Raw genomic sequence first — 14,608 nt, 5'->3', positions numbered from 1 at the left:
ATATCATGGGGATAAATTTCCCCTAGCTCATTGATATATAATGCGGATTTTGTCAAAAAAAATTGTTTATACATACGAATGTCAACTAAGACCAGAAATGACGCGGCTTAAAGCAATTTTAAGGCGTCATGGGGTGTCGGGGCTCGGAGGTTCAAATCCTCTCGTGCCGACCAAAAATCCTCTAAGAACCAGCCTGTTACGGCTGTTTTTTTTATGCCTGTTTTCTGAACGGGGAAGCAACGGGGAATTACGGGGGAATAATCCCGTCAAATGTTACCCCCGGATCGCTACCACACAATGATTAAGTAACCTTTTCACTTTCGGAATTCATCAATTCCCAAAACCATCATTCCGATTTACCTTACAGGCTCCTTTTAAATCATTACCGGTGCGCACCACTTTTTCTTCCTGCCCTATACTTTCAGTCTGACATATGGCTGGAGATTTCTATGTGTGGACGTTTCGTTCAATCAATGACGCGTGAAGATTATCTCGCCCTACTCGCTGATGAGGCCGAACTCGACATACCATATGATCCCGAACCAATCGGTCGTTTTAACGTGGCACCAGGCACCAAAGTTCTGCTACTGAGCGAACGTGATGAACACTTGCATCTTGATCCAGTTATCTGGGGATACGCCCCTGGGTGGTGGGATAAACCACCGCTAATTAACGCACGCTCTGAAACTGCGGCCACCAGCAGAATGTTTAAACCACTCTGGCAACATGGTCGCGCAATTTGCTTTGCTGATGGATGGTTTGAATGGAAAAAGGAAGGCGACAAGAAACAACCCTATTTTATTCACCGGGCCGATGGTCAGCCGATATTCATGGCGGCGATCGGCAGCACACCATTCGAACGTGGAGATGAAGCAGAAGGTTTCCTGATAGTGACAGCTGCGGCCGACAAAGGATTGGTAGATATTCACGACAGGCGGCCTCTGGTACTGTCACCAGAAGCCGCTCGCGAATGGATGAGACAGGACATCGGAGGGAAAGAAGCTGCGGAAATTGCGGCCGACGGTTCCGTGCCGGCTGATAAATTTATATGGCATGCCGTAACGCGTGGCGTCGGGAATGTAAAGAATCAAGGACCAGAGTTAATAGACTCTATCCGTTGATGTCCTTGGGAGGTGAGAAAATAGCGGCTTTGAGCAAGGAGTGGGCGCAAATGTTGATGATTTAAACGTCCTACTTCAAACCTGAATTGTACTGATCAACTATCTGCAACTAATTTGATGTAGCAGTGGCTATCAAGCGTGAACTGACCCCACCCTGGTAGATGTTCCTGTCCTAAATTGAAAACGAAATAAAGAACAAATTACTCCACAATCTGGCAGGACATACCAACCAACTCGACTTTCTTTTCTTGGTTAACATAAGTGAGAGCGATAAACTCACTATGCTTTGTGAGTGTTAGTGCAAACCAATCAGCGTTGGCTGACGTTGGGGCTGACCTAGCATACTGTACTGACAGATAACCTGGTGCTTCATCTGTAGCAGGCACGTTTTCACTAGACTGTAATTTGTATCCCTCATCCCCCCCTATTTGTGCAGCCAATCCAGCAGTCTTGATCACAAGCCCATTACTACCACACAGATACGTGGCATGCGCCATTGATTTGACCGTAGGCTCAGCAGCCGAAACTGATACTGACGCAATTAGTATCGACAAAACTATGAATTTTTTCATTTGGTTAGACCTTACATACTTGAGCTTTTATGATGCAACTTCCTTGAGGTTTGCACTTAATTTCTGGAGTGCCATGAATCGTTGCTAACTTTCAATACAAATCCACATATTCCTTTTTTCAAACTAATTAATGCTCTTTTACATGAATGGCTATAACACATAGTGCCCTACAATTCCTATTGAGCAACCCACCGGAAGTATAAATTTCCATCAATGCTCACCTGAAATATTAAACTTTCAAAAGGAACTCAACTTTATCACATCAAAAAATCAAATAAAATGTCTCTAAAAATAATCAACCTGAATATATTTCACATTCAGCAAGTACTAGTTAAATAAATCTTCTTTTTACCAAAAACACTACCATACTCTTTACATCCACTTAACTTTCTTAAATTTTGTACAGGGTGTACTTGCTAAAAGTTAAATTCTGACTAAGCAATGCATATACTTCATCATTTATCTGTTTACCATGCACATAAAAAAAGTATTGCCCTCTGAATTATCCCTTCCCTGAAATGTGAACGCGATGCCCGCATGAAATAAGTCGCTGCTGGCTGGCTGATAAGCTGCTGATCGAGGGAAATCCTTGTTTCAACGTAATCACTGGCAGGTGAAGGAAAGCCCATGGCTAAAGCCCCCCATTTGGGTTAAAAAAGCATGAAAGTGCGCTCTTCCCCTTCTACTGAAGATATATCTTTAAAGGTGCTAACGCTGGATTCGATCCACGCATTAGCATCTTTAAGTGAGAAGTCCCAGTTCACCTTTTTCAGTTCCCGGACAAAATCCCTGGTCGTGACCGTGCTACGGCCACTGGGTTCCCTGACAATCGCAGAGCGGAAAGCTGTCTCAATTTCGTAGAAGCGTGGCATCGTCATAACCCCAAAAAAAACCTGTATTGATATACAGTAGTGTTTCATTTGGGTTAGATCAATGTAGGAAAATGCTACCAATAATTACTGCTGGATATCCTGCTGATTTTGCTGACGCTCCCGTTCAGCTTTTTCCATGGCCTCCCGTATTACCAGTTGTTTCTGATTCCAGAGACTGTCCTCCGGCATCTGAACGCGCACATCAACCCATCGACCTGCAGGAATATCAACCGGCTCGCCATCCCGCACCGTTTCAGTAAACGAACCATCGTTATTCTTTTTGCCAATCAGGTTTCGCGCGAATTCCGGCGCGCCGGGGTGGGTCCGGTGATACGTTTTCAGCACTATATCGCCGTCTGGCTCCAAACTAAAATCAGCCCAGATAAGCGGTTGGTTATTGATATCTGTCGGTATCACTACACCACCATAAATCCCCCCCCAGAGCGGATCTGCGTTAAGCCCAACAACACCAGAGAGTAAATACACGCCGGTTGACACGCGTTTTACGGTAACGCCTTCTGACTCATCATTGAGTTCCACGGACCCGTTACCAAATATTTTAACTATCGGTGATGCCGGTTTCAGAGCCCCGTTTGCATCAATTGTAGTGTTTGCCTGTCCCCACTGTGCAATCCATGGCGTGTCAACAGTTTGACCCGACGCTGTATATGTCATTCTGAGGTACATTTTATTATCGTCAGAAATAAACATCCATCTGGATACCTGGCCTTCCACAAAATCGTTCTTCTCATTTCCTGAATTGTTGAAACACAGTACTCCGCCATATAGTTTAGGTGTCCACTGATTATCGACAGCCTGCCAGTAGCCCGTCCTGGGTGGGTAATTCTGAATGTTTTTGTTAATAATGTTCGATGAGAATGAGTTCCAGATACTTGCTGCCTCTAAATTTACCCTTGATCCTGCAGCATTATCTGAGCCCGTCCCCCCCTGCTTCAGGCTCAGCGGTGTGGTTAGTCCTGTTATGCTGGTTATATCGGAGTTTGCTCCGCTCCCGGCTTTCCCTTGCAGAGCCTGAGAAATGTTACTCAGTGTCGCGGTTATCCCCCCCCATGCAGGTCCGGTAAAAGAACTGCCATCGGGAAGTTTTACTGTCACATCTCCGGTACCAGAAAAAAGCTGCTGCCAGTTCTGTTTGTCGTAATTCAGCCCGCGCAGGGCTTCAGCACTCTGTGTAACCAGAGCTGAGGTAACCAGGTTCATTGCCAGCCGTGGAACTGCATACCAGGCTAGCCCACTTTGAGTTGGCCCCGTGTAAGGACTGACGAGAGCAAGGCCCGCATTATCATCAATGGTTTCTACTGGTAACGTATACGTGACGCCACCCACCACCGAGACAATGAAATCCCCGGCTTTTAAATCTGTCGTAAACGTCGTATTTGTGCCAGTAACATAACGGTCGTTATTCGTCAGGGTTAATGTTCCTGCTGACATAGTTTTTCCTCAGTACATGTTCGGAAGAATAAGAATTGGCATGGCGATATTTCTGTTTCTCGTCATATCCCATGAACCGGAGTTACGGTTTGCGAACACTTTGTTGTAGGCTGACCTGACGCTGCCGCCTGACATAACCACGCCTTTAGTTCTGATATTTCCCCATCCACCGCTCATACGCACCTGAACGCCGGTATAGACTATCTGGCTGAACCCACCGCCAATATCCTGGAAGGCATCGGTGATCTGGATTTGACGGTCATACACAAAGGGGCGTTTCAGCGTGGAGAACGTCACCTGGCCGGCGGCGTTGGTCATCGTGATACCGTCGCCACCGACAGGTGCGGACTGATTGAATATCACCAGGTCAATCGTCGCCGTTCCGGCCACATCGTCCCGCCCTGTGTAGGAAATGTCGCGCACGATGATATTGCCGCCATCAAAGCCCACTGACACATTCGGGTTATCCCATTTACCGAAAGGAATACCGCTCACCGGAAGCGGTGCACTGCCGTTAACCGTAATGCGTCCTGAATAAGTGCAGGTCATCAGCGCGGCCTGGTTGGATATAGCGGTGAAGTCAGTCGAGTTTGAAACCAGTAATCCTTCGTTATAAGTCGCCGCAGGCAGCAGCTCCATGACGTAGCCAGACCAGTCAGGGACAAGACTTTTTCCACCGATTGTCTCAGCCCCGATAATTACCCCGGAATCACCGTTTCGGGTTACGCTGCTCATAATGGCCACATCAAATTCAGCAAAGGAATAGATGTAAATGGGATTAGTTGGCACAACGATAACCTGTGAGCCAGGAACAAGCGGTGTATTGACAGGGTACTGCATGAACTGGGATGACCAGCCCGAGAACGATGTACAAAAACTGGGTGCTCGCAGCCCCGCAGTAATTGCCATTGCCGGGCGACCATCGTTATAGTCGATTAATATCCCTTCCGGCATATCACCACCTCCCGACTACAACCCGACCACCATCGGACAAATTAACCGTCAGCCCATTCCCGTTGATGACGACGGTGTTATTGGTACCGTTAAATGCAAACTGGCCGCTGTCAGCGTAAAGTTTGCCATGCAATTCAGCGTTTCCATTTTTATCAATGCGCCAGCCAGTTGAGCCCGCAACGAAGTTGTTCGACTGGATAAAATTACCAATTTTGGCATTGGTAATGCTGCCATTCTGAATAAACGCATCGCTGATAAATACCTGACCACTGACCACCGCAAACGGTGAATATTGCGTATCACCGCTGCCACTCATCAGGACGAACTGATTGGCGTTAAACCCGACGCGCGTGACTACCGGCTTACCCGCTTCCGCCAGCACTGCAATCGACATTCCGGCGTTATACATCACACCGTTAATCCGGACTCCAGTTTTGAGGGTGTAAATTGCAGAGGCTCCTGTAGCATCAACTACGGCGGTGAGCTTATCTTCCAGCGCTGCAGTCACATCATTGAACTGCGCCTGCACCTGCGTGGACATTTCAGCCATCGCTTTATCAACATCTGCAATGGTCGTTTTAACCACCAGAATATCCGCGCGCACTTCGCCGTACTGCGCCCACTGGTGTTCCACCGTTCCATGGTTGGCCAGCGCATTCTGCAACGCAGCTTCCAGATTGGTATCAATGTCGCCTGTCAGGCGGTCACCATCGGCAGACGTCAGGAAATCATCAGCAATATCACCCAGGTAATCATCAGCATTCGCATTGGATTCGCCACGAACCCAGTCGGTCCAGCCTGATTCATTACCCGTTCTGTCAACCAGTTGCGCGCGGAACCAGAATTCCTGCCCCGCTTTCAGACCCAGTTGGATATATTCGGCAGACGGATAAGGCACATCCGACAGCAAAAGAGGATTAGAGAAATCACTGTTCGCGGTGTACTGAATTTCCGTTTTCAGCGTGTCCCCGGTGTTAGCCGGGAATCCCCAGTTGAGGCGAATCCCCCAGTTGATCGGCGTTGTCGCAAAGCCGACAGGTCTCGGTGGATTTCCCACCTTGCCCGTCAGCGTTTTCTCTTCGGAATAGCCCCAGCCAGAGGAAATTTCAGCGGCATTAATGGCACGCACACGCACGAGGTAGCGCCCTGCGTAAATGCCCGGAACATCGAATGACGTGGTGGAGCTGCGCGGCACATTTACCCAGTTACCGTCATTGCGGCGCCACTGTGCCTCATAGGCGATGGCATTCTGCGCCTGATCCCAGCTCACCCGCATGGTTTCGACGCTGATATTCTGCTGCACCACTGAAAACGAGCTGATCACAATGTTAGCCGGCGGCGACTGGTTACCCGGCGGGATCACACTCACCGGCCGCTGGTCAATGATGGCTCCGGTATCGATACGGGCATATTTATCCGGGTCATGCCATGCGCCGGTAATTGAGAAAGTGCCATCATCATTATCGGAGACGCTGACAACTCGATACTGCTGGGCGTAGAGCTCGTCTGACTCAACCACCCATACAGCTTCGGCCTGTGGTGTCTCACTGTATGCCGTGGTGACTGTGACTGACTCCCCGTTAACCGCCTGAATAGTCCTGCTCTGTGACGCACCGGAGGGAAGATTGAGAATAAGGCGATCGCCTGCTGCTGCATCAGCTACGCGGTCAAGTTTTATCACGCGACCGTTAACAGCACTGATGCGGCCGCCCATAACTTTGCCAGACAGAAGCTCGTCTGACACGGCGATGATGTATCCCGGCTGCGGAATGTTTCCGTCCAGGCCAACATCAAACGAAACAATACGATCCTTATTGTTGGTGAGGATACCCCAGCGCCCCTTACGGTTCGCCTCTGACTGCCTGGTGCAACCGATGGCTGTCATTTCCAACTGATTAAATCCGTACCGGGCCACCAGAGGCTGCTCAAATACCGGCTCCATCGCATCCGCATAGGCGTTACCCGGATCAGACCAGGAAACCAGCGCTGTGGTATACCGCGTTTTTTTTGTACTGCTGGAATAGGTAAAGCGTCCGTCGATAACGTTAGCGCGGGTGTAAGCGTAATCCACATCTCTCGGCATATCGGCAAGCGCAACAATCTGATCGCCGCCCCAGTACGTCATACCCCGGAATATAGCCGCAAAGTCACGCAGCACAGTGTAAGCGTCATTCCTCTCCTGAACATAGACGTTACAGGTATAGCGTGGTTCTGTCCCGCTTCCACCCTTTCCATCCGGTACCGGCTGATCGCAATACTGCGATACCTGGTACAACGTCCATTTATCGATGTTGGCTGCAGTCAGGCGATTACCCAGACCAAAGCGATCGGTAATAACCAGATCGTAAAATATCCACGCCGGGTTATCGGTCCAGGCCCACTTAAACGCGCCCTGCCATGTACCACTATAAGTCCGCGTATCGGGGTCATAGTTATCAGGCACTCGGATCACTCGGCCACGTGGTTCACAGGATATCTGTGGAATCGAACCATTGAACTGACTTGAGTCGAATTCGATGTACAGCAGCGCGGTGTTCGGATAGCGCAGCTTGGCATCAATCACCTCCGTGAAGCTTTGCAGCGTCATCGTGTCGCCGATCTTGGCGCTGTTTGCGTCAGCGGTAATCTTACGCAGTCGGATTGTCCAGGTGCTGCCAGCCTGCGGTAAATCAATACGGTGGCTGCGCTCATAACCAGACGTCGTTTTGCCGGTTACGCTGGTATTAAGAACGGTTTGCCAGGTCCCACCATCAGTTTGCAGGTCTATTGCATAATTGATGGAATACCCTACCAGATCGCCGTTGTCCTCTTGCTTAAACAGAGAAGGCCATTTCAGTCGCAGGCGAACGGCTGATAGTTGGGTGTTGGTGAAGGTACGCGTCCAGGCTGTTGCGCTTGATACTTCAGTTCCAACGTTGATTTCGTTTTCGGTACCGGGAATGCCCTGAATGTAATTTTGTGCCTGAGTTCCCGCGCGAAACTCCCACGTCACGCCGCTAAAGTTTTGGGAGCCATCGGTGTTTTCCAGCGCCGTGCCGTCCAGGTAGATATTTTTTCTGGTTAATTGCCCTGCAAATTCCCCTTCCCCAAGCGCAACGAGGATTTTGGCCTTCGCTACAGATTGCAGATCATCAGGCTGTTCGGTAGGGGTTCGGGAACTGGAACTGCCGCCCTTGCGGCCTTTTATCGGGGTTGCTGTAGCCATATTGCGCCCATAAAAAAACCGCCCGTAGGCGGTATGTATGAAGGTGGATATTTAATAAAATTCCACGCTTGTATGTGCTGTAATTACTGTCGGTTTAGGTAGCGGATTCCCTGTATTCTGTATTATCAGATTACATAACTCTGGAACAAGTTTCGCGTTGTATTTACAAGTTGTTGTAGCAGTATATCCTTGTGCATAGCTACTTTCGTTTATAATCTTGTAGTCAAGAGGTTTAGCATTCTTATCTAAATACGTAACTTCATTACTGGACAAAATTTTACCTGAACCATAAAACTCAGAGCGTATTAAATTATCACTATCATCATAAAAATGCGTTACTATTTTTTGCCCTAAATAATAAGTATCTTTAATCATTCCACTTGCCGTGAGGGAAAATGTACTTTCCTCACCATTATCATTCTGAGAAAGAATATTACAATCTTCCGTTAGACCAACAAAGTACGGGTTTTCACCTCTCTTGCCTACAAGATTTACCCCATCATTATTAAGTTCTGTTTTAAAGCCATTTGAAATATTATCCAGGCTCAGGCTTTCAATACAACCTTTTTTATTTAGCTTTAATAATACTTTATAAGTAACCTTACCATTACTCTCCATTATAGTACTAAGTGATTTCACTGGTCCTTTAACAGGATTAAAATCGAACATAGTTGATAGATTATATAATACAGGGATATAACCATTTTCGGCGTGACTCATCCCAGAAATCAAAACCGTACTGAGTAACAAAACATATAATTTTTTCATATACCCTATCACCTTGATATTAGGCTTATTACCTATAGCGTAATTACAACATGGTTATTGCTGTTCTTCAACGTAAATACCTGCCGATATGATAGCGCCACCAATACGTCGCCGACCGTATAAAAGAGGGACTGGATACCCCTGCGCCGCTGTATTGGTTACTCCTCCGAACGCATACGAAGCCCGGTTGTCTGCACCTTGTTTGCTGGCTATGCCGGATGGCTGCGGTGAAAGAAGCTGAATTACCCCGCCGAGGACCAACGATGCACCAGTGGCAGTTGCAAACCCAGTCAAGCCACCAGCAGCGAAAGCAGCGCCAACGCCGCCAGAAACAAAGACAGCCGCAGTTATCAAAACCGCTCCTAATATGGTCTGAAAAAGACCAGCGCGTTTACTACCGATAATTACAGGCATGATCCTTACTACGTCACCTTCAGAGGGAAACCCCATCTCATCTGCTGCGATATTCCTTTTTCCTTTAAACACTGCGAAAGTTAACCCGCGACGCTTACTGTTGATCATGAAACTTTCGAAACCGGGTAACGTTTTACTTAGAGCAATAGCTGCTTCACCAGTTCGCGCTATCAGTCGTTGATGGGTTCTACCGAAGGTCTTTCCTAACACTCCGCCTAGCTGAATTGTTGTCATTATTTCTTTCATATTCTCACCACAAAAAAACCCGCCGAAGCGGGTTAAGTCTTGGTTAGATACATCGTTCTATTACTTTAATCCGGCTGTTGATTCGATAAGCAAACAGGCCACCTTGATGACGAAATTCTATCTTGGTAACTCCGCCATCCGATATTAAATCAACCATCTCAAGTTGAGATTGTGTAAAAACAGTTTTACCACCGTCATAAGGCTGAATAAAAACGCTTCCATATTTTTGGCTTTCTTCTTGCCAGCCACCGAGTATGCATTCAGCCACCTCATCAATTTGTTTCTTCGACTGATAAGAATTTGACGCTGGCTCCTTCCGGAGATCCTGCATGCTCGAACATCCAGCCATGATTAACAAAGAAAAGGCCAATAATGCTTTTTTCATATCCCTATCCCCCTTTTGTTTTGCAAAAGGTTAGCACAGAGCCTCATGCCGTAGAACCTTCATTGTTCGTTCCTGCCAGTAGCCACCGTAAGGCACCCGCTGGCTCAGATGCCCGTAAAGGTGATGTAGTAGCATGTTACCTTCTAACAGGATCCCGGCATGGTTCCACTTATTAGCCTGGACCTGCATGATGACCATATCACCTGGCTGCGGTGCGCCGCTGAATTCACGGAAGCCACATTCATACCAGCAATCGTGGTAAAAATTTTCAGGGTAATTATCTTCCCACCAGGGATAATCGACGCGGTAATCCTTCAGTTCAATACCATGCGTCTGCCAGAAGTAACTCATCACCAGCCCCCAGCAATCGAAATGGCCGAGCACGAACGGACGTTCCAGCAGTGGTAACTCGCCGCGCGGCTGAATGGTGCGTAAATCCCCTTCCGGCCAGCTGACGATATGCCAGGGAAGTAACGTAGCGTCACACTGTGACTTATCCAGTTCGCTCGCCTGCGTCGTGGCATCCGGGTGGCTATGGACAATGGCAATCACTGTTCCCCAGTCTTCGGCAGCGGCATAATCTTCCGGTGAAAGATGAAAATGCTCCGTCGGTTCTGCCGCCAGATTACGGCAGGGAAGATACCGCTGCACCCTGCTTTTTTGCACCACCACGCCGCAGCATTCGCGCGGATATTCAACAGCAGCATGCGCCATAATCGCATCGATAATTTTCTGACGCATATCAGCTCCTGATCAGGGATGTGCCAGGGAATCCGCCGAACGGCAACTCGTTCCCCTCGCCATGTCGCAACTTGCACGCAGTGAGTGTACCGGGGCATTCATCGAGCGAGGGATCGTTAACCGGGTTGTTGTGCTTGTCGAAATAACGCGTCCCGGCATAGTCGCATCCATCACCGGAGCGGTATTTGTTACGGATACACCAGGTACAAAGAGAATGTAGCTGGCGCGTCGGGATCATCTGCCCCTGCAGGTCCATTGGACTGGATAACGTAAACGCAACCACTTCGTTGGTTTCAGTGCTCTTGGCGTCAATGTAAAACACCTTCAGCTTTTCCTGATGAGGATCCGCAGACGGGTTGCCCTCCGGATAGTTTTTCGCATCCAGATACTGCGCCAGTGTGTCATGAATGGTGACCTTTGCCTGCAGCAGGTCATCATAAGCAAGACACAGCGCCGTAATGGAACTATCCAGGTTAGCGACTGAGAGCGTTGGCTGCGCATTGGTCCCGTCGGTCGCCGTCTCAATACCCTCTATCTGGCAGGGCCAGGCTTTATACTCCCGCCCTTGCCACCAGATCGATTTCGCCGGTAGCTTATTTTCATCTCCACCAGCAGCAGCGATCTCATCGGCAGTGTGGGCAACATTGTGGGCGTGGAAGCGAAGAACATCGGAAACACCAAATGCGGTGCCATCGACATCAAAAAGCCGGACAGCATTGCCCGGCTCAAGTTTTTGGTAATCACTGTTTAAGCTCATGGTGCAAATGCCTGTTCAAACGTGGCCGAAACGGTTTCCACTGTTTTACTTTTGGTGACGCGCTGCAGGCTGTCTGCCTCAACGCGCCACAGCGCAAGATCACCTCCAGGCGGGGTAAACGAAAATGATTTCGTCTTATGGCGCCGCAGGAAAGCATAGATATCCTTGACGGTTCCCGGTTCGCCGGTAAATGAAAACTCATAACTGAGCGTTTCATCATTCAGCCCGGCACCTGACACCTGCTTATAGCCATCACCAAACTGCGCTGTACGGATGGTATCCTTACTTTTCAGAGTCGGCTGGCTGGATGCTTTAATCCGCCATGCAAAATGCTCGATCGCCATTGCTTACCTCTGTTTTGTTGCATTCCAGATGATTCCACCGGGCCGGACTTCTCTGGTGATACCTTCCCTGATGGAGCTGTTGATCACCTGCTGATAGGCTTTCCCCAGCGCATCGCCGCTTCCTTTCTGTTGACCGGAATCCCCCTGGCCTGTTGTAACCGAAACCGGCGCATACACGCTGACGCCAAAAGGAGAAGCAACGCCACCGCCACTCCCCCCGACCAGACCACCAGTCGCATAGCCGCGCATCATACGATAAAGGTTGCCGACACCGATTCGGTTAGTGGCCTCCTGCGTAAAGACAAACTCTCCACGATGCACCACACCTGCTGGCTCATACTTGCCGCCGGATCCGGTATAACCACCGCCAGCGAAACCCAACGCTGACGTGGCGGAACTGACCAGACCGGCCATGGCCTGCTTCATCAGGATCTGCGTCAACATCGACAACGTGGAACGGGTGAAATCTGCCCAATTTGCTTTCCCTGTCGTCAGCATATCGGCCATATTCTGGCTGATACCATCGAATGTGGCTGAAGCTGCGGACTTCATCGAACCATAGGCATCAGCCGCTGAATCGGCATAGTCAGCCCACGCTGATTTCGCCCCGGCCTGCCAGTTACCACGGAGCTCGTCCTGTGCGGCATAATATTTCTTCAGTGCTTCCAGTTCGTTCTGATAACCCTGATCGGTGTCCGTACCCCCGGCATTCATCCAGCCCTGCCGCAGCTGTGCCTCTTCGTTTTGCCGCTGTGCACCGCGACTGCTCATACTGCTCCCGGCCACCAGCGCTCGGGTTTTCTCCCCAATCTGGGTAACGTACTTCTGCGAGCTGTCCTGCAGGCGGTTTAACCGTTCCTGGGCAACAATCTGATCGCCCAACCGGGCATTCACTTCGGCCCGCGCCAGCACCTCGTCTTTGTTCGCCAGCACCGATTTTTCATCGGCGGTCAGTGCGCGCTTTTTGGCGGCCTCTTCCAGCACCGAAAAGCGGGATTGCTGTTTCCACAATTCCTGCCGCTGCTGGCTGATGGTATCCGTGATGCTCTTATGCTCCTGCAAAGTGCGTAACTGCGCCTCCAGCTCCAGCGTCTGCGCGCTGGCAGTATCGACACTTTTTACACCTGCAGGTGTTTTTACCGCTGAAGGGGCTTTGGGTTTCTTCAGCGAGTCGACGTATTCTTTTTTCGCAGCTTCCAGATTGATGTTGTAGTCAGCCTGGAGGATCCGTCCGTCTTTCAGCGCCTTGTTCAGTTCATTCTGACGGGCCGTGTACTTCTCCAGCGCAGTCTGCGTCTTTGCATAATTCGACTGCGCCTGCGCGGCATACTTCTGGCGGTCAGATTCAATCACCGCCTCGCGTGCGGCGTTATCCTCAGTTGTCTTTGCCACACTGGCCTGCTGCTGCGCCATTTCCAGTGCAAGGCGTGCAGATTCCCGATCGTTCCAGTAGCTGGCGCGCGCATCATCATTGACATAACCATCACCTTTACGCAGATTCCAGATTTCATCCGCCCGCTTAAAGGCCGCTTCCGCTTTGGCAACCATCTCCTGCATGGTGTCAGGCCGCCCGATATCGAGCGCCGCATCCCACATCGATTTAAAGGCACGCTTCAGGCTGTCGGCAGCAGACTCAATCGAACCCATATTGTCGCGCAGACTCTTTGTCTGCTCACGAAAACCGTTCGTCGCCGCATCATTAGCTGCCTGCAGCGCCCCGGCTTCATCCCCGGCACGCTGCAGCTGCGCCACATAAGCAATCTGTTCCGCTGTGACGTTGTGAAACTGCTGCGCCATGGCAATCAGACCAGAGGTCGGATCGTTCGTCAGTTTGCCGAATGCCGCCGCCACCTTATCGACCGGCACACCCGACGCATCGGTGAATTTCGCTACCGCCTGACTCATCTCATCGAACCGGGCACCGGCACGCACTCCGGCGTTAACCAGCTCCGTCAGCGCACTGCTGGTCTGGTTAAACGTGAGTCCCGCCTGCTCGCCAGATTTCGCCAGCACCAGCATGCGGTTTGAGGTCAGCCCGGCGGTATTACCGGACAGAACCAGCGTTTTGTTGAAATCAGACAGCGTGGACGAGCCCTGATACCAGGCGTACACCATCGCGCCGGTAGCGACTGCCAGCGCGCCAACACCCACCATCACCGGCGATATGTTGCCCAGCAGCGCCCGGAAGGTCGGAATGATACCGCCGAAGGAGTCTTTCACCTGCCCCCCCTGCTGCAGCAGGATAAGCCACGGACTCTGCCCACCGGCCAGCTGGGTGGCGATATCCGTAAACTGCGCAGGCAGCATACGCATCGCCGCGTTGTACTGGCCGACAGAAATACCGGCCTTCTTCGCGGCACTCTCCTGGCGGGTAAATGACTGCTGCACCTTCAGAGCCGAGTCATTCGCTGCGTCACCCGTCTGCTTAAACTGCCTTTTTACGTACTCCATCTGCTCGTTGAACTTTGACGAATTAACGTCAAGGTTAACGACCAGGTCACCCACTGCCGTCTGGGCCATAGCGAACGCCTCCTGAAATGCCCTCGGCCTTTGCCATCAGCACAGCGTCACCGGGTTCCTCGTCGGCAATATCCTCCGCAGAAGGTGAAAGCAGGCTGAAGCTGGCAGGGGTTGATGTGGTTTTGGGGTCAAGCGCGGTAATGACGATATGCATCAGCGAGGAAAAATGTGCATCCAGTTGCGCATCATTAAAAAAATTGTCCTGGTAGAACGTTCGCCAGTCGGCGTATTCCGTTGACGACATACCAGCAAGCATG

The 14,608-nt window shown here is 50.2% G+C and carries 14 protein-coding genes and 1 pseudogene; 1 reads left to right on the top strand and 14 read right to left on the bottom strand.

Features of this window, described 5'->3' with window-relative positions; all coding sequences use genetic code 11:
• The first annotated feature begins 449 nt into the window (after nt 1-449).
• Complete coding sequence (locus OGX90_RS10030; protein ID WP_047411876.1) at nt 450-1,121, top strand: SOS response-associated peptidase; 672 nt, start codon at nt 450-452, stop codon at nt 1,119-1,121.
• A 200-nt stretch (nt 1,122-1,321) separates the two neighbouring features.
• Here OGX90_RS10030 and OGX90_RS10025 read toward each other — a convergent pair whose 3' ends face one another.
• From OGX90_RS10025 to OGX90_RS09965, 14 genes and pseudogenes are all read right to left on the bottom strand, one after another.
• Nucleotides 1,322-1,693, bottom strand: a complete 372-nt coding sequence (locus OGX90_RS10025; RefSeq protein WP_174770379.1) for a hypothetical protein — start codon at nt 1,691-1,693, stop codon at nt 1,322-1,324.
• A gap of 485 nt (nt 1,694-2,178) precedes the next feature.
• Nucleotides 2,179-2,322 (bottom strand): annotated as a pseudogene (locus tag OGX90_RS23830) (HumD family translesion DNA polymerase); the annotation flags it as partial.
• A 21-nt stretch (nt 2,323-2,343) separates the two neighbouring features.
• On the bottom strand, nt 2,344-2,571 hold the full coding sequence (locus tag OGX90_RS10020) for a DNA polymerase V (protein ID WP_502872846.1): 228 nt from the start codon (nt 2,569-2,571) through the stop codon (nt 2,344-2,346).
• Nucleotides 2,572-2,649: 78 nt separating this feature from the next.
• Nucleotides 2,650-4,017 (bottom strand): phage tail fiber protein, encoded by a 1,368-nt coding sequence (locus tag OGX90_RS10015; RefSeq protein WP_047411881.1) that lies wholly within the window; start codon nt 4,015-4,017, stop codon nt 2,650-2,652.
• A 9-nt stretch (nt 4,018-4,026) separates the two neighbouring features.
• The gene (locus OGX90_RS10010; protein ID WP_047411883.1) at nt 4,027-4,971 is read right to left on the bottom strand and encodes a DUF6453 family protein; all 945 of its coding nucleotides are present in this window, start codon (nt 4,969-4,971) and stop codon (nt 4,027-4,029) included.
• 1 nt (nt 4,972) lies between these two features.
• Complete coding sequence (locus tag OGX90_RS10005) at nt 4,973-8,176, bottom strand: TipJ family phage tail tip protein (RefSeq protein WP_286623721.1); 3,204 nt, start codon at nt 8,174-8,176, stop codon at nt 4,973-4,975.
• A 51-nt stretch (nt 8,177-8,227) separates the two neighbouring features.
• On the bottom strand, nt 8,228-8,944 hold the full coding sequence (locus OGX90_RS10000) for a YnfC family lipoprotein (protein WP_047411892.1): 717 nt from the start codon (nt 8,942-8,944) through the stop codon (nt 8,228-8,230).
• A 54-nt stretch (nt 8,945-8,998) separates the two neighbouring features.
• Entirely contained in the window at nt 8,999-9,604 is a 606-nt protein-coding gene (locus OGX90_RS09995; RefSeq protein WP_286623718.1) for a tail assembly protein, read from the bottom strand.
• Nucleotides 9,605-9,647: 43 nt separating this feature from the next.
• Nucleotides 9,648-9,989, bottom strand: a complete 342-nt coding sequence (locus tag OGX90_RS09990) for a hypothetical protein (protein ID WP_286623716.1) — start codon at nt 9,987-9,989, stop codon at nt 9,648-9,650.
• A gap of 30 nt (nt 9,990-10,019) precedes the next feature.
• Nucleotides 10,020-10,730: a C40 family peptidase gene (locus tag OGX90_RS09985; RefSeq protein ID WP_047411899.1), complete on the bottom strand. Its 711-nt coding sequence runs from the start codon at nt 10,728-10,730 to the stop codon at nt 10,020-10,022.
• Nucleotide 10,731: 1 nt separating this feature from the next.
• Nucleotides 10,732-11,487: a phage minor tail protein L gene (locus OGX90_RS09980; RefSeq protein ID WP_047411901.1), complete on the bottom strand. Its 756-nt coding sequence runs from the start codon at nt 11,485-11,487 to the stop codon at nt 10,732-10,734.
• A complete protein-coding gene (locus OGX90_RS09975) occupies nt 11,484-11,831 on the bottom strand; it encodes a phage tail protein (RefSeq protein ID WP_286623712.1) in 348 nt (115 codons plus the stop codon). Before OGX90_RS09975 ends, OGX90_RS09980 begins: the two co-directional genes overlap by 4 nt.
• 3 nt (nt 11,832-11,834) lie before the next feature.
• Nucleotides 11,835-14,351: a phage tail tape measure protein gene (locus OGX90_RS09970; RefSeq protein ID WP_286623710.1), complete on the bottom strand. Its 2,517-nt coding sequence runs from the start codon at nt 14,349-14,351 to the stop codon at nt 11,835-11,837.
• On the bottom strand, nt 14,329-14,607 hold the full coding sequence (locus tag OGX90_RS09965; RefSeq protein ID WP_286623708.1) for a phage tail assembly protein T: 279 nt from the start codon (nt 14,605-14,607) through the stop codon (nt 14,329-14,331). Before OGX90_RS09965 ends, OGX90_RS09970 begins: the two co-directional genes overlap by 23 nt.
• Nucleotide 14,608: the final 1 nt, after the last annotated feature.

Origin of the sequence: Citrobacter sp. Cpo012 (assembly GCF_030333015.1) — a bacterium.
GTDB classification, from domain to species: domain Bacteria; phylum Pseudomonadota; class Gammaproteobacteria; order Enterobacterales; family Enterobacteriaceae; genus Citrobacter; species Citrobacter portucalensis.
Note: the sequence above shows the minus strand (reverse complement) of the source record. Positions and strands in the feature narration are given on the sequence as shown.